20 protein-coding genes and 1 pseudogene are annotated in these 18,986 nt (G+C 63.4%); 9 read left to right on the forward strand and 12 right to left on the reverse strand.

Features of this window, described 5'->3' with window-relative positions:
- Window positions 1–143: 143 nt before the first annotated feature.
- Window positions 144–687 (reverse strand): annotated as a pseudogene (locus tag G5575_RS21390) (methyl-accepting chemotaxis protein); the annotation flags it as partial.
- Between the two features lie 53 nt (window positions 688–740).
- Between G5575_RS21390 and G5575_RS00645 the strand changes: the two are divergent.
- Window positions 741–1,409, forward strand: coding sequence for a hypothetical protein (locus G5575_RS00645; RefSeq protein WP_164532660.1), 669 nt, complete (start codon window positions 741–743; stop codon window positions 1,407–1,409).
- Window positions 1,410–1,511: 102 nt separating this feature from the next.
- Here G5575_RS00645 and G5575_RS00650 read toward each other — a convergent pair whose 3' ends face one another.
- The gene (locus G5575_RS00650) at window positions 1,512–2,102 is read right to left on the reverse strand and encodes a chemotaxis protein CheD (RefSeq protein WP_164532661.1); all 591 of its coding nucleotides are present in this window, start codon (window positions 2,100–2,102) and stop codon (window positions 1,512–1,514) included.
- A 167-nt stretch (window positions 2,103–2,269) separates the two neighbouring features.
- On the opposite strand from G5575_RS00650, the gene G5575_RS00655 reads away from it, so the two are divergent.
- Window positions 2,270–2,623 carry a hypothetical protein gene (locus tag G5575_RS00655; RefSeq protein ID WP_164532662.1) on the forward strand — a complete coding sequence of 118 codons (354 nt, stop codon included), beginning with the start codon at window positions 2,270–2,272 and terminating at the stop codon, window positions 2,621–2,623.
- Between the two features lie 10 nt (window positions 2,624–2,633).
- Here the strand turns inward: G5575_RS00655 and G5575_RS00660 are convergent, their stop codons facing one another.
- From G5575_RS00660 to G5575_RS00680, 5 genes are all read right to left on the reverse strand, one after another.
- The gene (locus G5575_RS00660) at window positions 2,634–3,671 is read right to left on the reverse strand and encodes an ATP-dependent DNA ligase (protein ID WP_164532663.1); all 1,038 of its coding nucleotides are present in this window, start codon (window positions 3,669–3,671) and stop codon (window positions 2,634–2,636) included.
- A gap of 273 nt (window positions 3,672–3,944) precedes the next feature.
- Window positions 3,945–4,433: a chemotaxis protein CheW gene (locus G5575_RS00665; RefSeq protein ID WP_164532664.1), complete on the reverse strand. Its 489-nt coding sequence runs from the start codon at window positions 4,431–4,433 to the stop codon at window positions 3,945–3,947.
- A 78-nt stretch (window positions 4,434–4,511) separates the two neighbouring features.
- Window positions 4,512–6,821, reverse strand: a complete 2,310-nt coding sequence (locus G5575_RS00670; RefSeq protein WP_164532665.1) for a chemotaxis protein CheA — start codon at window positions 6,819–6,821, stop codon at window positions 4,512–4,514.
- A 33-nt stretch (window positions 6,822–6,854) separates the two neighbouring features.
- Entirely contained in the window at window positions 6,855–7,220 is a 366-nt protein-coding gene (locus G5575_RS00675) for a response regulator (RefSeq protein WP_164532666.1), read from the reverse strand.
- Window positions 7,217–7,507 carry an STAS domain-containing protein gene (locus G5575_RS00680; RefSeq protein WP_164532667.1) on the reverse strand — a complete coding sequence of 97 codons (291 nt, stop codon included), beginning with the start codon at window positions 7,505–7,507 and terminating at the stop codon, window positions 7,217–7,219. Before G5575_RS00680 ends, G5575_RS00675 begins: the two co-directional genes overlap by 4 nt.
- A gap of 166 nt (window positions 7,508–7,673) precedes the next feature.
- On the opposite strand from G5575_RS00680, the gene G5575_RS00685 reads away from it, so the two are divergent.
- Complete coding sequence (locus G5575_RS00685) at window positions 7,674–8,996, forward strand: NAD(P)H-dependent oxidoreductase (protein WP_164532668.1); 1,323 nt, start codon at window positions 7,674–7,676, stop codon at window positions 8,994–8,996.
- 187 nt (window positions 8,997–9,183) lie between these two features.
- Here G5575_RS00685 and G5575_RS00690 read toward each other — a convergent pair whose 3' ends face one another.
- A complete protein-coding gene (locus tag G5575_RS00690; RefSeq protein ID WP_164532669.1) occupies window positions 9,184–10,152 on the reverse strand; it encodes a zinc-binding dehydrogenase in 969 nt (322 codons plus the stop codon).
- A 69-nt stretch (window positions 10,153–10,221) separates the two neighbouring features.
- Complete coding sequence (locus G5575_RS00695) at window positions 10,222–10,821, reverse strand: HPP family protein (RefSeq protein ID WP_456236458.1); 600 nt, start codon at window positions 10,819–10,821, stop codon at window positions 10,222–10,224.
- Window positions 10,822–10,856: 35 nt separating this feature from the next.
- Between G5575_RS00695 and G5575_RS00700 the strand changes: the two genes are divergently transcribed.
- Window positions 10,857–11,660 (forward strand): siderophore-interacting protein, encoded by an 804-nt coding sequence (locus G5575_RS00700; protein ID WP_164532671.1) that lies wholly within the window; start codon window positions 10,857–10,859, stop codon window positions 11,658–11,660.
- Between the two features lie 56 nt (window positions 11,661–11,716).
- Entirely contained in the window at window positions 11,717–12,196 is a 480-nt protein-coding gene (locus G5575_RS00705; protein ID WP_164532672.1) for a DUF2726 domain-containing protein, read from the forward strand.
- Between the two features lie 109 nt (window positions 12,197–12,305).
- Here G5575_RS00705 and G5575_RS00710 read toward each other — a convergent pair whose 3' ends face one another.
- Genes G5575_RS00710 through G5575_RS00715 form a run of 3 tightly spaced genes read right to left on the reverse strand, consistent with a single transcriptional unit; the run spans window position 12,306 to window position 14,112 of the window.
- Entirely contained in the window at window positions 12,306–12,914 is a 609-nt protein-coding gene (locus G5575_RS00710; protein ID WP_268904379.1) for a carbohydrate kinase family protein, read from the reverse strand.
- Window positions 12,797–13,189: a carbohydrate kinase family protein gene (locus G5575_RS20900; RefSeq protein WP_268904363.1), complete on the reverse strand. Its 393-nt coding sequence runs from the start codon at window positions 13,187–13,189 to the stop codon at window positions 12,797–12,799. The genes G5575_RS00710 and G5575_RS20900 overlap by 118 nt, the downstream gene beginning before the upstream one ends.
- The gene (locus G5575_RS00715; protein WP_164532673.1) at window positions 13,186–14,112 is read right to left on the reverse strand and encodes a pseudouridine-5'-phosphate glycosidase; all 927 of its coding nucleotides are present in this window, start codon (window positions 14,110–14,112) and stop codon (window positions 13,186–13,188) included. Before G5575_RS00715 ends, G5575_RS20900 begins: the two co-directional genes overlap by 4 nt.
- Before the next feature lie 315 nt (window positions 14,113–14,427).
- Between G5575_RS00715 and G5575_RS00720 the strand changes: the two genes are divergently transcribed.
- From G5575_RS00720 to G5575_RS00735, 4 genes are all read left to right on the forward strand, one after another.
- A complete protein-coding gene (locus G5575_RS00720) occupies window positions 14,428–15,510 on the forward strand; it encodes a polyamine ABC transporter substrate-binding protein (RefSeq protein WP_164532674.1) in 1,083 nt (360 codons plus the stop codon).
- 57 nt (window positions 15,511–15,567) lie between these two features.
- Window positions 15,568–16,722 (forward strand): ABC transporter ATP-binding protein, encoded by a 1,155-nt coding sequence (locus G5575_RS00725; protein WP_164532675.1) that lies wholly within the window; start codon window positions 15,568–15,570, stop codon window positions 16,720–16,722.
- 353 nt (window positions 16,723–17,075) lie between these two features.
- On the forward strand, window positions 17,076–17,879 hold the full coding sequence (locus tag G5575_RS00730; RefSeq protein ID WP_328765787.1) for an ABC transporter permease subunit: 804 nt from the start codon (window positions 17,076–17,078) through the stop codon (window positions 17,877–17,879).
- 1 nt (window position 17,880) lies between these two features.
- Window positions 17,881–18,690, forward strand: a complete 810-nt coding sequence (locus G5575_RS00735) for an ABC transporter permease subunit (protein ID WP_164532676.1) — start codon at window positions 17,881–17,883, stop codon at window positions 18,688–18,690.
- The last annotated feature ends 296 nt before the right edge of the window (window positions 18,691–18,986 follow it).

Consider the following 18,986-nt stretch of genomic DNA (forward strand, 5'->3'; position numbering starts at 1 on the left):
TGGGGCGATCATTGCTTAGATTGCGTAAACTATCCTGGAGCGCCGCAGTGATTTTTGCAGTTCCACCGCTTCACCAAGCCCGATCCGCGCCTGCGCCCGGCCCTTGTCGGCAATGACCCGGATTTCCTTGGCCGAGCGATTGGTGACCTGCGCCAGCTGCCGCACTTCATCGGCCACCACTGCAAAGCCCGCGCCCTTTTCGCCCGCCCGGGCCGCTTCGACGGCCGCATTCAGCGCCAGGAGATTGGTGCGGAACGACACGTCCTCGATGCTGGCCGTCATGGTGTCGATTTCCTGCGTCATCCGCGCGATCTCGCTCACCAGCGCCTGCGTCCGCCCCGCTGCACTATCGGCCTGCACTGCCATGGCCCGCGCATCGGCGGCCCGTTGATTGGCTGCAGCAAGCGCGCTTTCCAGCGCCGACATGCGCTCCACCCCCGCCGCCAGGGCCTGCCTGCCGGTTTCGCCCTTGGCCTCGAGCTCGGCCGCGCGCGCCTCGAACTGGCGCAACAGGTCCTTGACTGCCCCGAGCTTATCCTCGAGCCCATCGCGAATCGCTTCTTCCTCGCGCTGCCGATCCTCGACCAGCGCCAAAAGATCGAGCACGTCCTTGGCTTCGTCGGCGAGCGGCAAATCGGCGTCGCCCAGTGTCTCGACCCGCCCGGACAGGGCGCCGCGCAATTGCATAGCCCCTGGTCGAGCCGCTCTAGCCCTTCGTTGAACGCAGCAAGCGCCGGCTTTTGCGCCACGCCTTCGAAGCGAAAGCTCAGCTGCCCCGTCGCCAAGGCGCCCAGCAGCGCATCAAATTCATCATCTTCAAGGTAATTGCCCGCCGGCTTGAACTCGAGCACATAGCGCCCCGACGGCAGGTTGCGGCGCAGCATGGAAAAGCGCCGCCCGCCCATCAACACCATGCTTTCGGCCGGTGCACCGCCGCCGCTCTCGAGATAACCCTTGCCGAAGAGGCGATCCAGCGTCTCGCCCTCATGGAGGCCCGGCACCAGCCGCTCGGCACCCTGGCTTACCGCCAGAAGGGCGCCCTTTTCATCGACGACGACCGCTGCCGTTTCCAGCGTTCCGAGCGCCGCACGAAAATGGTTGGCCCGCTCGAGCCGATTGCCCAGGCGACGGACGATGTCGGCCATGGTCAGCGTGTCGTCCGGACGATCGCTCAGTCCCGCCGCACGCGCCAGGGCTGCAAGATGCTGGCTTTCCTTGCGGTCCGCCAGAAACGCCGCGCCGATCGTGCCGACGGTTGCAAGCCCGCAAAGGCTCCCGACCGCCGCGAACCATCCCGGCCCCGGCCCCATCGCCAGCAACAGGCCGACGCCCACGGCGCTGCCGAAAAGCCACGTTCCCGACGCCTGCAGTGCGAGCCTCAGCCCCCGCCAAGCGGGCGCGAATCGTGAAGTTTTGCGGCATGGTCCGACATAGGGAAAACCCTAGCCGGATTATGGTTAACCAAGAGTGTAGCTCGGCCCGGCCGAGTAACACTTGCGCAAGTGTTGCGGCTAGAACAGCTCGATATCGTCCACTGGCGCGGGCACAACGACGCGGCGGCGCGCGATCGCTTCTTCTTCCCGGGCCACATTGGCATTCATGTCGCTATCGAGGCGCTTGACGAAGGCGCGGCCGGAATGGGGCTTGAACAGCACCCGGCGGGCATAGGTACCGCCCAGGTCTTCGCTCGTTACCGTATAGCCCTCCAGCGCCAGGAACTGGCGCACGAACTCGATATTCTTGGCCCCGACATCGTCGAGCGCCGAATTGATCTTGCCGCCGCCGAAGACCTTGATCTCGAGATTGCCCTTCTTGCCGCTGCCCTGGCTCAGGACCTTGTTGATCAGCTGTTCCATGGCAAAGGCGCCATAGCGTGCGGACGCCCCATAGCGATCCTTGGCGACGCCCGATTGCTCGGCGAGGAGGAAGTGGTTCATGCCGCCGATATTGGCGACCCGGTCCCGCACGCAGGCGGAAATGCACGAGCCGAGCACGGTCGAAAAAGTAACATCGGGAGCGTTGGACACGTGGCAGTCGCCCTGGTGTACGGTCGTTACCACCCCACGGTCGAATTCGGGCGGCAGGGAGTTAGTCAGGGCCATTGGTCGCGAATACCTGGTGCGATCGAATTGCTTCGGATCGTAGCGGTAAACTCGTTAGCCAATCGCTAACCAAGACATACGAGGCACACGCAGCAGGGCGCGTTGGCAAGAAGCGGTTTAGGAATAAGACGATAGGGTGGTCGGACTGGGGGCTAGGATCAACCGCAATGTCATTGCAAAAGCTTGCACGCGAACTGGACGAGACCGCGCGGCAAACCGCGTCCATGCTCGAAGGCATCACCGAAGCGCTGGAAATTCTGGCCGACAACAAGGTCGGCAAGGACCCTACCGTCCGCGAAGCCGTGCAGCTGATCATTACCGCCCTCCAGGGCCAGGACCGCATCGAGCAGCGCTGCCACAACATGGCTCTGGCCGTGCGCCAGTTTGCGCTCCTTCCGCCCACCGCACCCGATAGCGTCTATGACGAGATCTGGGCCAGCCTGACGCTGGACGAACTGCGCGTCCCCGCCCTTTCCGGTATCGCTGCTCACCAGATGCACGGCGAAGCCGAGCTGTTCTAGACGCTTCGAGCTAACGCGCTTCCGGCGCCACCACTGCCCCGATCACCGCATCCGGATCGACCGGCTCGGCCAGTTGCTCGAACGTGCATTGCTCCGGCGCCTTGTCGGGCCGCCAGCGCAAGAGCCGCGTGCCATGGCGGAAGCGGTTGCCGGTGATCTGGTCGTAGGAAACTTCGACCACGAGCTCGGTCCTGAGCGGTACCCATTCGCTGGAGCGCTCCGTCGACCAGCGGCTCGGCCCGCCCGGCGCATCACCGGTAAATCCGGGCCCACCCTTAAGCTTTTCAAGCTTCTTGGTCAGCGCCGGCTTTTCGCTGGCGGAAATGGCCGAGGTGAAGCCGACATGGTCGAGCTTGCCTTCAGAATTGAAAAGTCCGAGCAAGAGCGAGCCGACCTCGTCGCTGCCGGTGCCATAGCGAAAGCCGCCGACCACGCAATCGGCCGAGCGGATGCGCTTGACCTTGAGCATGGCACGCTCGCCGCTCTTGTAGGGCCCTTCCAGCCGCTTGCAGATGATGCCGTCGAGCTCCTGGCTGAGATGCTCGAACCAGCCCCGCGCTTCCTCCACATCCCGGCCCACCGGCGACAGTCGCAAACCGGCGACCTCGCTTACCTTGCCGAAAAATGTCTCGAGCCGCTGCCGCCGCTCCTTGAGCGGCTTACCGGTCAGGTCGGCTTTTCCATCCACGAGGAGATCGAACACCACCAGCAGCGCCGGTGTTTCCTTGGACAACTTGCGGATCCGGCTCTCCGCCGGATGGAGCCGCTGTTGCAGATCATCGAACGAGGCAACGCCATCCACCGTCACCAGCAGTTCGCCATCCAGCACGAACCGCTTGGCCGGCAGCTTTTCGACCAGCGCCAGGACCTCGGGAAAATACCGCCCAAGATCCTTGCCCGACTTTGCATAAAGCGCCGTCGCGGCACCATCCTTGACCGCAATGCATCGGAACCCATCCCACTTCGGCTCAAACTGCCACCCATCCCCATCCGGCAGCTTGGTCACAAGCTTGGCTTCCATGGGCGCAATGAAATCAAGATCAGGCATCGGACAGTCCTCCGAGTCCCTGAACGACTCTCCCCGAAACCCGATCCATCGGCTCCAGCACCTCCCTCCCCTTCGATGGGGAGGGTAGCGTAGCTTGGCCGCAGGCCTAGCGAAGCTGGGTGGGGTGGAGTCACGAGCTCCACACCCGGCGCCCCACCCCACACTCGATCCCTCCCCATCAAGGGGAGGGATGCGCAAGACCGAAGCGCCCAAAAACAAAAGGGCGCCCGAGGCGCCCCTTCATCCATTCTCAACTTGGATAGTGGCCCAACGCTAAGCGTCTGCCTTGGCGCCGGACACCACTGCCTGCAGATCGATCAGCCCCACCATGCGGCTCTCATGCGTCACGATGCCGTTGAGCAGTTCGGTGTCGATCGAATTGCCTTCCGGCACATTGTGGATGTCGTCGCGATTGACGGTCAGAATATCGCTCACCGCATCCACCAGAATGCCGACCCACTTGTCGCCGACGCTCATCACCACGACGACATGGTTCTTGGTCGGCGAGGTCTGGCCGTCGCCGAAGCGCGCGCGCAGGTCGAAGATCGGCACGATCGTGCCGCGCAGGTTGATGACCCCGCGCACATATTCGCGCGTATTGGGGAGCGGCGTCGCCCCGTTCCAGGCGCGGATTTCGCGCACGGTGGTGATCTCGACGCCATAGGTCTGTTCGCCGATGGAAAAGGCGATCAGTTGCAGGCTGTTCTGCCCGGCGGCTGCGGCACGATCACCCAGATCGTCCCGAAGGCTCAACGCTTCCATTGTTTTAGCCCCTTCACGCCCTTCTGGGCGCCTCACTCAACTCGATACACACTCTAGCGTCCAAATGACGCCAATCTCTTAAGCAGCGTTCTGGTGCAGATGCGTCGTGCGCAGCCCCTGCACGTCGACGATCAGCGCCACATTGCCGTCGCCCAGGATCGTGCCGCCGGCGATGCCTTCGACGCGCTCGAAATTCTCCTCGAGCGATTTGATCACCACCTGCTGCTGGCCAATGATGTCGTCGACCACAAGCGCCACCTTCTGGCTGCCCTCGCTCTCGCACAGCACCACGAACTGATCTGCCGACGATGCTGGCTTGGCCAGCCCGAAGCGCTTGCCGAGGTCGATCACCTGCACATATTCGCCCCGCACCTGCAGCACGCGGCCACCCGATGGCACGCGCTCGAAACTGGCGCGCGAGCACTGCATGGTTTCAACGATCGAAGAGAGTGGCACGACATATGGCGACTCTCCGACCTTGACCAGCATGACATCGAGCACCGCCAGCGTCAGCGGCAAGCGCAAGGTCATCCTGCAGCCCTTGCCCGTCCACGAACGGACATGCACCGAACCGCCGATCTTCTTGATGTTGGAGAGGACCACGTCCATGCCGACACCGCGGCCCGAAATATCGCTCACCGCTTCGGCGGTCGAAAAACCAGGCGCAAAGATCAGCTGATCGATCTGTTCGTCGCTTGGTGTAAAGTCCGGCGCCACGATCCCCTTGTCGCGCGCAAGCTTGAGCACCCGCTCGCGATTGATCCCGGCGCCATCATCCTCGACGATAATGAGAATGTTGCCGCCCGCCTGCTCGGCCGAAAGCCGGATCGTGCCGGTCTCCGACTTGCCGGCTGCGAGGCGCTTGTCCGGGCTTTCGATGCCATGGTCCGCCGAATTGCGGATCATATGCGTCAGCGGGTCCGACAGCTGCTCGATCACAGTCTTGTCGATTTCGGTATTCTCGCCGATCGTTTCGAGCTTGATCCGCTTACTTGTCTTGGTCGCAAGCTCGCGCACCAACCGCGGCATGCGCGAAAACACCGATTTTACCGGCTGCGCGCGGATCGCCATAACCGAATCCTGTAGCCCACGCGTCGTCTGCGCCAGCACTTCGAGCCCGCGCACCAATTCGGTGTAGCGCGCCCGCAGCGTCTCATCCATCTGCTGGGTCAGCATCGACTGGGTGATGACGAGTTCGCCCACCATGTTGACCACGCGGTCGACCTTATCGAGATCGACGCGGATCGACTGCACGCCATTGCTGCGATGGCTTTCTTCGCCATCGCTATTGGCCGGCGCCATCGCTTTGGGCGCCACCGCCACCGGCTTGGGCGCTGCGACCGACGCGGGCGCGATCGTTGCGGCAAGATCGGCAAAGCTCAGCGCCGGTGCTTCCTCGAAGCGGTCCTGCTTGCTCGCTGCGACGGGCTTTGGCTCCGGCGCAAAATCGAGCAGCGATGCAATCGCCGCTTCTGGCTCCGGCAGCGCCATTTCGTCTTCGGTCAATGCCAGTAGGCTGGCGAGATCCGACTCGCCGGTATCGAGGAGCAGATCATCTTCCATTGCCGCGAGGTCAGCCGCCGGCACGGCACCGGCCTGGGTGATCGCGATATCGCAATCGCCATCGACGAATTCGAACACTTCGCGGATCTGCGCTTCGGTAAGGCTCGGCTCGCTGAGCGAGATTTCCCACGAGCAATAGACCGCGAACGGCTCGAAGTCGCTCAGAGGCGGCACCTGCCCCATGCGCGCCTTGACCCGCATCGTGCCCAGGGCCGCAAGTTCGCGGAACAGCAGCAGCGGATCGTTGGCGCGGGCGTAAAGCGCCCGATGCGGCGTGAAGCGGATTTCCCAGCTTCCCTCCGCCGGCGCCATCGGCGGCACGTCGAACACGTCCTCGACCGCAGCCTCGCCCTCGGCATGGCCCAGATTGACCATCACCGGGGTAAAATCGATATCAAAGTCCTCGAGCGGCTCGCCGCCCTCGTCGTCTTCGCCACTCTCCCCACGCGCCAACGCATCGAAGCGCGCCTTTTCCTCGGCGCCATAGTCGGCGTCGAGCGCCTCGCCGGTCTGCGCCGCGTTGACATGATCGGCGACGATGTCATTGGCGCGGATGCAAAGGCTCACCACCTCGTCGGTCAATTCCACCCGCCCGTCGCGAACGTAATCGAGCAGCGTTTCATAGGCATGGGCAAAGCCCACCAGCGCACCGAAGCCGAACGCCCCGGCGCCACCCTTGATTGAGTGAATGGCGCGGAATACGGCATTGAGCCGGTCGCTGTCGCGCTCACCCGCCTCGATCGCCGCGAATTCTTCCTCGAGCGCCGTCAGGAGCTCGGAGCATTCGTCGAAATAGGTGGCCTTGAAATCGTCGAGATCGCTCATGCGAACCGCCCAACCCTTCTGGGTTTGTTGCGCTTAGTGGACTACGCGATGGATGACGGAGATGAGTTTTTCGGGATCGAACGGTTTGACGATCCAGCCGGTGCCGCCCGCAGCCTTGCCCTGATCGCGCTTGTCCTGCGAGGTCTCGGTGGTCAGAATCAGGATCGGCAGCGAATTGTGCTGGCCGGTGGCGCGCACATTGCGGATGAATTCGATGCCATCCATCACCGGCATGTTGATGTCGGTGATTACCACGTCCACGGTCTCGTTCTTGAGCATGTCGAGCCCCTGCCTGCCGTCCTCGGCCTGCAGCACCTCGAACCCGGCATTGCTCAGCGTATGGTGCAGCATGGCCAGAATGGTGCGGCTGTCATCAACCGTCAGTACGCGCAAGGTCATTGTCTCATCATCCCTGAAAACTGGGCGCCCAGGCCCAGCCGCTCGATCGCGGCAGTCATCGCCGCGCTCGGCGCTTCAATAGTAAAATCGAACTGGTGTCGCCGCGCGGTCTCGGCCGCGCTGGCAAGGAGCATGAGCGCATTGGTCGAGACCCGCTCGACGGCGCCACCGACCACGGTCACCGAACCCTCCTCAAGGGCGTCGATCAGCGTGTCGCGAATTCCATCGATGGCATCGAGGTCGATGACCGCCGGCAAGGCGATCTTCCTCAGGCTCTGCTTGGCCATGATTATGGCTTTTCCCCGGAGCATTCTCCGAAAGTCATATTCGTGAGGAACGGTTTAGAAATCGCTAAATCTGATCCGGCCCGCTCCCCCGCGCGTAAATCCGCTAAACGCTTGCCGCAGCCAGCCGCGCGGTTTATCGCAACCCGACCACAAGATCGGAACCGTCATGCCCGCCAAAATCGCCCTGACCGGCATCGCCCGCGACCTCGCCGCCCGTGCCGAAGAGGGCAAGACCATCCGCGTCGGCGTCATCGGCTCGGGCGAAATGGGCACCGATCTCGTCACCCAGATGTCGTTGATGGCCGGCATCGAAATGGCTGCCATCGCCACGCGCCGCCCGCATACCGCGCTCGACGCCATGCGCATTGCCTATGGCGACGACAGCAAGGGCAGGACCGCCGACAGTCCCGCTGCCGCAACCGCCGCCATCGAAGCGGGCAAGATCGCCATCACCTCAGCCGAAACCTTGGTCACAACGCCCAATATAGATGTCGTCATCGACGCCACCGGCAAGCCTGGCGTCGCAGCAGACTACGATCTCATGGCCATGGAGCACGGCAAGCATCTGGTGATGATGAATGTCGAAGCCGACGTCACCATCGGACCCTATCTCAAGGCCCAGGCCGATCGCCTCGGCGTTGTTTACTCCGTCGGCGCTGGCGATGAACCCAGTTCCTGCATGGAGCTGATTGAGTTCGTCTCCGCCCTCGGCCTCGACATTGTCGCCGCCGGCAAGGGCAAGAACAATCCACTCAAGCACTCCGCCGTCCCCGACGACTACCGGGAAGAAGCCACCCGCCGCAACATGAACCCGCGCATGCTGGTCGAGTTCGTCGATGGCTCCAAGACCGCCGTCGAAATGACCGCCATCGCCAATGCCACTGGCCTCATGCCCGATATCCCGGGCATGCACGGCCCCGCCACCAATCGCGACGGTATGGCCAAGGTGCTGATCCCCAAGGCCGATGGCGGCATTCTCAACGGCTCCGGCGTCGTCGATTTCACCATCGGCAAGGGCGTCGCCCCCGGCGTCTTCGTCATCGTCAAGGCCGAGCATCCGCGCATCATCGAGCGCATGGACGATCTTCACATTGGCCACGGGCCCTACTACGCCTTCTTCCGCCCCTACCACCTTACGAGCCTCGAAGTCCCGCTTACCGCCGCGCGCATCATGATGTACGGCAAGCCGGACATGGTCCCACTCCCCCGCCCCGTCGCCGAAGTCTGCGCCGTCGCCAAGCGCGACCTCAAGCCCGGCGACAGCCTCGACGCGATCGGCGAAACCTCCTACCGCTCCTATGCCATGCGCGCCGACGAAGCCCGCGCCCAGGGCGCATTGCCCGTCGGCCTCCTCGAAGGCGGGGTTGTCACGGCCCCGATCAAGATCGGCGAACTCCTCACCCGCGCCAACGCCCAGCCCGACACCTCCACCCGCCTCTACGCCCTGCGCCAGGAGCAGGACCGCCTGCTGGGCTTAGAACCGTCCTGAAAGGCAAATCTCTCCAGTGGAGAGATTTGAGGTGAGAAGGCCATGAGCGCTACGCGCGAATGGCGGGGCAAGCCGACCACACCTACCGGCTGTCACCCCGGCGAAAGCCAGGGCCATCCTGAGATAGGAGGATGGGCCGAGGGTCAGGCCCGAGGTGACAATCGAGCATGTGGCCGCCTTGGCGCAACTAGCTCTTTATCGCAATCTTCCCCTTGCGGCCCGGCTCTCCACTCGCCCGCGCTGCCTCTGCCACCTCTCCGATCGGAAATGCCTTCTCGACGTCCAGCACCAGCTTCCCCGCCGCTGCATCGCGCACCAATTCGCCGAGCAGTTCGCCGATCCGCTCGGGCTTGACCGGTGGCTTGGCACCCCAGAACCCTTTGACAGTGATGCCACGGAACAAGAGCTCGCCCGCCGCGATCTTGAGCGGCCGCTGCGTCATCGCGCCAAAGCTGATCAGCACCGCGCCATCCGAGGCGACGCTCAGCACCTGCGCGGCGCCATCGCCACCGAGCGAATCCACGGCCCGCACGACCGGCGCACCACCCGTCAGCGCCTTGGCCTTCTCGACCCAGCCGTCTTCATCGGTCGCCACCACGTTGTCGATGCCGAGCGCCCGCATTTCCTCGACTGCCGCCGACCGGCGCACGAGGCCCAGAACCTTAATGCCGCGCTCCTTTCCATATTGCGCCACGAGCTTGCCCACCGCGCCATTGGCCGCATTCTGGACGATCCACTCGCCAGGCTGCACATCGAGCGATTCCAGCAGCATCTTGGCGCTCAGCGGCATCGACACCAACTGGCACGCCGTCTCGTCGCTGACCCCTTCGGGTACCGGCACGAGCCGCGCCGCATCGGCCAGGTAAAATTCCGCCCAGGTGCCGCTCGCGCCACCCGCCACGCGCTGCCCAATTCGGAGGTTCGAAACGCCTTCGCCCAACGCCTCGACCACGCCGACCGCCTCGGTGCCCGGCACATAGGGGAGATCGGGTTTGAACCCATACTGGCCGGCAATGGTCATGAGATCGTGGTTGTGCACCGGCGACAGCAGCATGCGGACGAGCACCTGCCCCTTGCCCGGCTCCAGCCGTGGCGCCTCATCGCTGCGCAACACTTTTTCGGGCGATCCGAACTCGGAATGAATTGCGCGCTTCATGAAACTGGCTCCTGTTGTTAGGCGCCTGACATAGAGTAGAGCGCACAAGGTTCAACCCCGGCGCAGCAATCAGCTCTTTTCGATCTCTTCAGCCAGCGGCAGGGGATAGCGCATTTTGGGCGGCAGGCGATGGAGCACCATTCCCAGCGTCACCAGCACCAGGCACGCCACCAGCAGCACGCCGAAGAGCCGTCCGGCATCGACCGGCCCGGTGAGGATCAACAGCGGCACCGCAAGCGCTGGCGGATGCGTCACCCGCAACACCAGCATGGCCATCATCGAAACCCCGACCGCCATTGCCGCGAGCCACCAGGGCTCGGGCATGACCTGCATCGCCGCCACGGCAACCAATGTGCTGATGAAATAGCCGGCAAAGATATTGATCGGCTGCGCCCCGGCCGAATTGGGCTGCCCAAAGATCAGAAGAGCCGTCGGCCCCAGCGGCGCCAATAGCAGCGGAATGCCGGTAAGCGCTCCGAGCCCACCGACCAGCGACACGCTCAGCGTCACCGCAGCAGCCGATTTTGCATGCACGCGCCAATCGTGACGCGGCTCGTGCCGGGCAATGAATCGGTGGACCAAGGGGTGCATGGGCCCGTTATAAGCTCGCCTCCGGGTTTTGAAAGCCGCAACCTTGCCCAGCCGTAACTTGTCTCGCCACCGACACATCGCTAATGCTGACAAACCAAATCAGGATTGACTGCATGACCGACACCCTCGACCCGCGCGCCCCGCGACGCGTCCGCCACGAAACCCGCCTGCGCCTCCTTACCGTCGAGACGGTCACCGACATGACCCCGCTGATGCGCCGCATTCATTTGACCGGCGACATGACAGGCTTCGTGTCCCCGGCCCATGCGGATCACATCAAGGCCTTCCTTTTCCCCGAAGGTGTCGAGCCGCTGCTGCCGCCCATGGGCCCCAATGGCGCCGAGTTCCAGCCCGGCACACGGCCGGAAATGCGAGACTATACCCCGCGCCACTGGAGCGTCGCCGAAGGCTGGATCGAGCTCGATTTCGTGCTTCACGGCGACGGCCCTGCCTCGAGCTGGGCCGCAGAGGCTGCGCCCGGCAAGACCCTGGTCATCGGCGGGCCACGCGGCTCCATGGTCGTGCCCATGACCTTTGACTGGTATCTCCTGGCCGGCGACGAAACCGCCCTTCCCGCGATTGGCCGCCGCATCGAGGAACTGGGCGCCAACGCAAAAATCCTCGCCTTCATCGAAGTCGAAAACTCAGCCGAGGAGCAGCGCTTTCAAACCGCTGCCGACCTCAGCCTCACCTATCTCCACCGCAACGGCGCCTCCGCCGGCACCACGACGCTGATCCAGGACGCTATCGCCGCTGCCACTTTCCCGGCAGGCATCGCCTACGCCTACATTGCCGGTGAAGTCGCCATGTCCCGGGCCGTCCGTGCCGATCTCGAAGCCCGAGGCTTCAACCCCGAATACATCAAGGCCGCGGGGTACTGGAACCGCGGCACGCCCGACGCGCACGAGGATCATTGACACGTTGACGCCACCGGCCTGATCGGCTTGGCTCCCCTCATCTCGGGGAGCCATACGTGGGCCTGTTTTCATTGTTTCAGCCGCGACGTCCGCATGATGCAGCCGACCAATTGCGCGCCGTCATGGGCGCAACGTTCACACGCAAACGCCTGCTCTCGCGAAGCGAGCTGGATCTGTTCAAGCTCGTCGAAGCCCATCTGCCCAGATGCGGACCAGGCTTGCGGCTGATGGCACAGCCCAGCATGGGCGAGTTCATCGAGTCGACAGACGTCGCGGCCTATCGCGCCATCAACGCCAAGCGCGTCGACATGCTGGTCATCGACACCTTCGCCCAGCCGATCCTTGCCATCGAACACCAGGGCAGCGGTCACTACCAGACCGACGCTGCAGCCCGCGACGCCATCAAGCGCGAAGTGCTCCGCAAGGCTGGCGTCGAGTTTCTCGAAGTCTTCGACCATCAGGACAAGAGCGATATCCTCAGCCAGGTCTCCAGCGCCATCGCGCGCAGCCGACCTTTGGTATCAAAGCTCAAATAGAGCGGAGACCTCATGGTGAGCCTGTCGAACCACGAGGTCGGGCACACAAATTCTGCCACGACCTCGTCCTTCGACGGGCTCAGGATGAGGTCTACTGGAAACTCATAGTCTAGCCGGGCTGCCCACCCACGAACTGCACCGCCTTGGCGCCCCGCTCGATCCCTTGTGCCAAGCACCGGTCATGCGCCTCGCCCCGCATCAGCGCCGCCATGAACCCCGCGGCAAAAGCATCGCCCGCCCCGGTCGTATCCACCACCTGCACTACGGGCGCCGGCTGGCTGATCGCAATGCCATCCCGGCCGCCCAGTGCCGCGCCGAAGCGGCCCCGCTTGATCACCACATCGCCGAACTGCTCGCCGAGCAACTGCATCTGCCGCTCGAACTCCGCCTCGCCGGTCAGCATTTCGGCTTCGCTTTCATTGGCAAAGAGCCAGTCTGCTGTCCCGACCCAGTCGCGAAAATGCCTCGGCCCGACTTCGGCCAAAAAACCGATCGAGGCTGGATCGATCGCAATCGCGACCCCGCGCTGGCGTGCTGCCGCCAAGAGGCCCTGCACGGCTTTCCGCGGTCCAGGCGCGAAAAAGCTATAGCCCGACACCATCACCATGCCGACGCCATCGAGCAGCGTAGGCGGCAGGTCGTCGGCGCAAAGATTGAGGTTCGCGCCACGGTCGGTAAGAAAGCTGCGCTCGCCGCTCGGATCAAGAATCGTGACCAGCACCCCGGAAGGCAGCTCGCGATCCCCGCCAGCGCCGGCACGACGCCGAGTCCGCGAAAATAGTTCTCGTACATCGCCCGCTCGTCGGCCCCGACGCGCGCTGCAAACATCACGTCCGCACCCGCCGCGCCGAGCCACACCGCCTGGTTGGCGCCCGACCCACCCGGCCGGTTGCGGATCGAAGCGGCCCGGTCCGATCCCATCACCATCGGCCCATCGGGCTTGACGATGATGTCGGTCATGACGTCGCCGACAACGAGAATGCGCCGGCTCATGCGCGGGCGATGCCTGCCAGCGCCGCGGCGATATCGGCCGCCACCCGCGCATTGTTTTTGACCAGCGCGATATTGCTCACCAGCGACTTGCCGCCCGTCAGCTCGAAGATGCGCTGGAGCAGGAACGGCGTCATCGCCTTGCCTTTGACGCCCTGGCTGTCAGCGTCATTCAGCGCTTGGGTGATAAAGCCCTCGATCGCAGATGCCTCCCAGGCATCCGTTTCGGGGATTGGGTTGGCGATCAGCACGCCTCCCATGCTCAGATCGTTCTGGATCGCCAGCATCCGCGCCACGCCCGCGGCGTCGTCGAACCGCTGATCGACCCCAAACCCGCTTTCACGCGCCCAGAAGGCCGGGAAATGGTCGGTGCCAAAGCCCAAGACCGGCACGCCATTGGTTTCCAGCACTTCCAATGTCTTGGCGATATCGAGGATCGACTTGGCCCCCGCGCAAACCACCGCCACCGGCGTGCGCCCCAGCTCCTCGAGGTCGGCCGAAATATCGAAACTATCTTCGGCCCCGCGATGCACGCCGCCGATGCCGCCGGTGGCAAAAACCTTGATCCCCGCCAGCGCCGCGATCTGCATCGTCGTCGCCACCGTCGTGCCGGCCATTACCCCATTGGCCAGAAGCGCCGCCATGTCCCGCCGGCTTGCCTTGGCCGCCTTGTGCCCCTCGCGCGCCAACCGTTCCAAATCCTCGCCCGAAACGCCTACCTTGAGCTTGCCGTCCATGATCGCGATCGTCGCTGGCACCGCGCCCTGAGCCCGGATCACCTCTTCCACTTCGCGGGCCATGTCGAGGTTCTGCGGAAAGGGCATGCCATGGGTGATGATGGTCGATTCCAGCGCCACCACCGCCTTGCCGGAAGCAAGCGCCGCCTCGACCTCGTTGCTCACCGAAAGATAGGCCTTGCCGCTCATGCTAAACGCTCCGAAAACTCTGTGACCGAGGCCGTCGGGCGGCCCGCTTTGCCCCGCTTGTGCGCTAGGGCAAAAACCCGGTCAACCCTCATAAAACTAAGTGTCCAAGCCTTGCCGCTCCTCACCTTTATGAGTACCGTGCGGCCATCGATACGGGAAAGGGCACTTCGCTGACCAGGTCCATTGTTGATGGTGCGCCGAGCGCGCCACGATATGCGCCCAAATCTGGGCTGATCCTTGCGACTGCCCCGCGCGCCTTCCCGCGCCCCTGAAATTCACCTCCCCATACGGTCCACATCAGGAGACTTGGCCCTCATGACAAAGTCGCTCGCCATCGCCCTTGGCGCCCTTCTCGCCGCCTCCCCGGCCTTTGCCCAGGAAGAGCCGATCCTTAACGTCTACAACTGGTCCGATTACATCGCAGAAGACACGATCGCCAATTTCACGGCGGAAACCGGCATCCAGGTCAATTACGACGTCTACGACAACAACGAGATCGTCGACGCCAAGCTCCTCGCCGGCAATTCCGGCTACGACATCGTCGTCCCTTCCGGCAATTTCCTCGCCCGCCAGATTATGGCCGGCCTGATCCTGCCGCTCGACAAGAGCCAGCTGACGAACCTGGGAAATCTCGATCCCGTCGCCATGCAAACCGTGGCCGAGCTTGATCCCGACAACGCCCATGGCGTTCCCTATATGCTCAACACCATCGGCCTCGGCTACAACACCGCCAAGGTCGCCGAAGCCCTGGGCACCGATACCCCGCCCACCAGCTGGGACCTCCTGTTCGATCCGGAAACCGTCGGCAAGCTCGCCTCCTGCGGCGTCGCCGTCATGGATAGCCCCTCCGAAGTCGTCGGCGCTGCGCTCCACTATCTCGGCCTCGATCCGAATTCGGAGAGCGAAGAAGATCTCGCCAAGGCCGAGGAACTGCTCAATTCCATCAAGCCGTCGGTGCGTTACTTCCACTCCTCGCAATATATCGATGACCTCGGCAATGGCGAAATCTGCCTCGCTATGGGCTATTCGGGCGACATGTTCATCGCCGCCGATGCGGCTGCCGAAGGCACAGAGATCAGCTATCTGATCCCCTCCGAAGGCGCGCCGACCCTTTACGACGTCCTCGCCATCCCAGCCGATGCGCCGCATCCGCAGAATGCCCACAAGTTCATCGACTATATCCTGCGTCCCGAAGTCGTGGCCGAGATCACCAACACCGTGTTCTATGCCAACCCGAACCCGGCTTCACTCGAATTCGTCGATGAAGAGGTCAAGTCCAATCCCTCGATCTATCCGTCGTCCGAAACGCTGGCCGCCGGCTTCACCATGCGGGCGCACACACCTGAATTCGAAGAGCTCTTGACCCGCACCTGGACCCGCATCAAAACGGGCCAGTAATTGTCTTCAGCAAGGGGCGGCGCAAGCTGCCCTTCACTCTTGAGCAGAGACCGCCAAATGGCCAAGAAACCACAACAGCTTGCCATCGACACTCGCCCTTGGCGTGATCCCTCCAACAACAAGCCCTTTGTCCGCATCAAGAACGTCACCAAGAAATTCGGTGACATCACTGCGGTCTATGACGTTTCGCTCGACATCTACCGCTCCGAACTCTTCTGCCTCCTGGGCGGCTCGGGCTCCGGCAAGTCGACGCTTCTGCGCATGCTGGCCGGCTTTGAACGCCCCACTTCGGGCACGATCGAAATCGATGGCCAGGACATGACCGACGTGCCGCCCTATCAGCGGCCGGTCAACATGATGTTCCAGTCCTATGCGCTCTTCCCGCACATGTCGGTCGAGCAGAACATCGCCTATGGTCTCAAGCGCGATCACCTGCCCCGCGACGAGATCAACGCTCGCGTCGCCGAGCTCCTGGCCCTGGTCAAGCTCCAGGACTATGGCAAGCGCCGTCCGCACCAGCTCTCCGGCGGCCAGCGCCAGCGTGTGGCGCTTGCCCGCGCTTTGGCAAAGCGTCCCAAGCTGCTGCTACTCGATGAACCCCTTGGCGCGCTCGACAAGAAGCTGCGCGAGGAAACCCAGTTCGAACTGGTAAAAATCCAGGAACAGCTTGGCGTCACCTTTATCGTGGTCACCCACGACCAGGAAGAAGCCATGACCCTTGCGACCCGCATCGGCGTCATGAACCAGGGCGAAATCGCCATGATCGGCGAGCCCACCGATATCTACGAATTCCCCAATTCGCGCTTCGTCGCCGGCTTCATCGGCTCCGCCAACATGGTCGAAGGCGTCGTCAGCGAAGACGAACCCGATCACGTCCGCATCCGCTCGGCGGAACTGGGCTGCGATATCTATGTCGGCCACGGCGTCGATTGCGCCCCCGACCAGATCCTCTGGTGGGCCATTCGCCCCGAAAAGATGTCGATCTCACGCGAGCGCCCCGTAGGCCTCTTCGACGCCAACGTCACCAAGGGGGTGGTCGAGGAAATCGCCTATCTCGGCGATATCTCGCTTTACCAGATCGTCCTTGAAAGCGGCAAACGCATCCGCGTCAGCCAGACCAATTCCGTCCGCGGCAACCCCGACGCCATCACCTGGGAAGAAACCGTCTACGTCACCTGGAACGACAATGCCGGCTCGGTGCTGACGTCATGAGCGCGAACTTCCCCTCATCCGGCGCTACGCGCCACCTTCTCCCGCGAGGGGAGAAGGGACTGACTGCGAACGCTCGGCGCCATCCCCTTCTCCCCTTGCGGGAGAAGGTGCCCGAAGGGCGGATGAGGGGTTTCTCCCTTTCCCTCGCCCCTTCTGGGAGAGGGTGGATCGCGCGCAGCGCGAGACGGGTGAGGGGTATTCTCGCATGAGCCACGACCCCACCTACCCACCGCCCCGCCGCCTGCGCCCCTGGAACGCCGTCGAGCGCCGTCTCGCCAAGGTCGGCATCACCGGCCGCATGCTGGTGCTGGCCGCGCCGGCGCTGTGGCTCCTGATCTTCTTCCTGATCCCGCTTGCCGTGGTCTTCGGCATTTCGCTCGCCACCAAGCAGTTCGGCCGCCCGCCCTATTCCGCCCTTCTCTCCACCGAAGACGGCACCGTGCAGCTCACCCTGCACCTTTCCAACTACATTCATTCGCCTTTTCACCGACAATCTTTATGTCGCCGCCTACCTTTCCTCGATCCGCATCGCCGCGATCGCCACGATCATCACCCTGATCGTCGGCTATCCCATGGCCTATGCCATCGCGCGCGCGCCCGACCGCTGGCGCAATATCTTGCTGATGCTGGTAATCCTTCCATTCTTCACCTCCTTCCTCCTGCGCGTTTACGCCCTTACGGGCTTCATGCGCGGCAACGGCGTCATCAACCAGGTCCTGGGCCTGTTCGGCGTCCAGCCGCTGGTGATGATGCAGACAGATTTTGCCGTCTATGTCGGCATCGTCTACACCTACCTGCCCTTCATGATCCTGCCGCTCTATACGACGCTGGTGAAGCTCGACACCTCGCTCTTCGAAGCCTCTGCCGACCTTGGCGCCAAGCCGCTCCGCACCTTCCTTTCGGTGACGCTGCCGCTGTCGCTGCCCGGCATTATCGCCGGCTCCATGCTGGTCTTCATCCCGGCCATCGGTGAATTCGTCATCCCGTCGCTGCTCGGCGGTCCCGAAACCCTGATGATCGGCCGCGTTCTTTGGGACGAGTTCTTCACCAATGCCAATTGGCCCCGCGCTGCCGCGGTTGCCATGGCCATGCTCCTGGTGGTCGTCGTGCCCATCATGCTGTTGCAGCGCGCCCAGGGCGCGGTGGTGGAGAAGTAACATGCGTCGTGGCTGGTTCCTTCCCATCGCTGCCGCGCTCGGCTTCTCCTTCCTTTATGCGCCGATCGTCAGCCTCGTCATTTTCAGCTTCAACGAAAACCGGCTGGTCACCGTCTGGTCCGGCTTCTCGCTGAAATGGTATGGTGAACTCTTCCGCGATCCGCAGATGCTGGGCGCCGCCTGGCTGAGCCTTCAGATCGCAGCCCTCGCGGCCTCGATTGCCCTCGTTCTCGGCACCCTGGCCGCCGTCGCCCTCGTCCGCTTCCGCCGCTTCAAGGGCCGCACGCTTTTTTCCGGCATGGTCTCCGCCCCGCTAGTCATGCCCGACGTCATCACCGGCCTCGCGCTCCTGCTGCTCTTTGTCGCCATGGAGTCGCTGATCGGCTGGCCGCGCGGCCGCGGCATGCTAACCATCGTTATCGCCCACGCCACCTTCTGCACGGCCTATGTCTGCGTCGTCGTCCAGTCTCGTCTGTCCGACTTCGACCGCAGCCTTGAAGAAGCCGCGATGGACCTGGGCGCCTCGCCCCTGCGCACCTTCTTCGACGTCACCCTGCCCATTATCGCTCCGGCCCTGGTCTCGGGCTGGCTCCTGGGCTTCACGCTGTCGCTCGACGACCTCGTCATCGCCAGCTTCGTCTCCGGCCCCGGCTCCTCCACACTGCCCATGGTCATCTTCTCGAAAGTCCGCCTAGGCGTCTCTCCCGACGTCAACGCCCTGGCGACGATCATCATCGGCATCGTCGCCCTCGGCGTGCTGGCGGCAACAATCATTCAGCTCAGGTCGAAGCCAAAGAAGGCGCGGGTATAGCGCTCTTCCTCCCGGTGCCTGATCGGCAGTGATCCCGACCGGCCTCTCGGCTTGCCTCGAACAGACGGAGCGCCGTTTGAACCGATCACAAAAATCGTGAACGACCGTGCCTCTGGACAAGACAGCAAACGAGGCGCATCTTTCGGTCATGTTCAACAATTGCAAAGGAGGTGATCCAGTGTCTCATGAGAATTTGGTGCTCGAGGTCGTTCTGGGTTTTGGTGTGGCGGTCGGGAGTGATCTCACCTAAAACACCCCTCCTAGGTCGCTCGAGACCTTAAACTCAGGGAAGGCCC

This window comes from Devosia aurantiaca (assembly GCF_011058215.1).
In the GTDB taxonomy this organism is placed as follows: domain Bacteria; phylum Pseudomonadota; class Alphaproteobacteria; order Rhizobiales; family Devosiaceae; genus Devosia; species Devosia aurantiaca.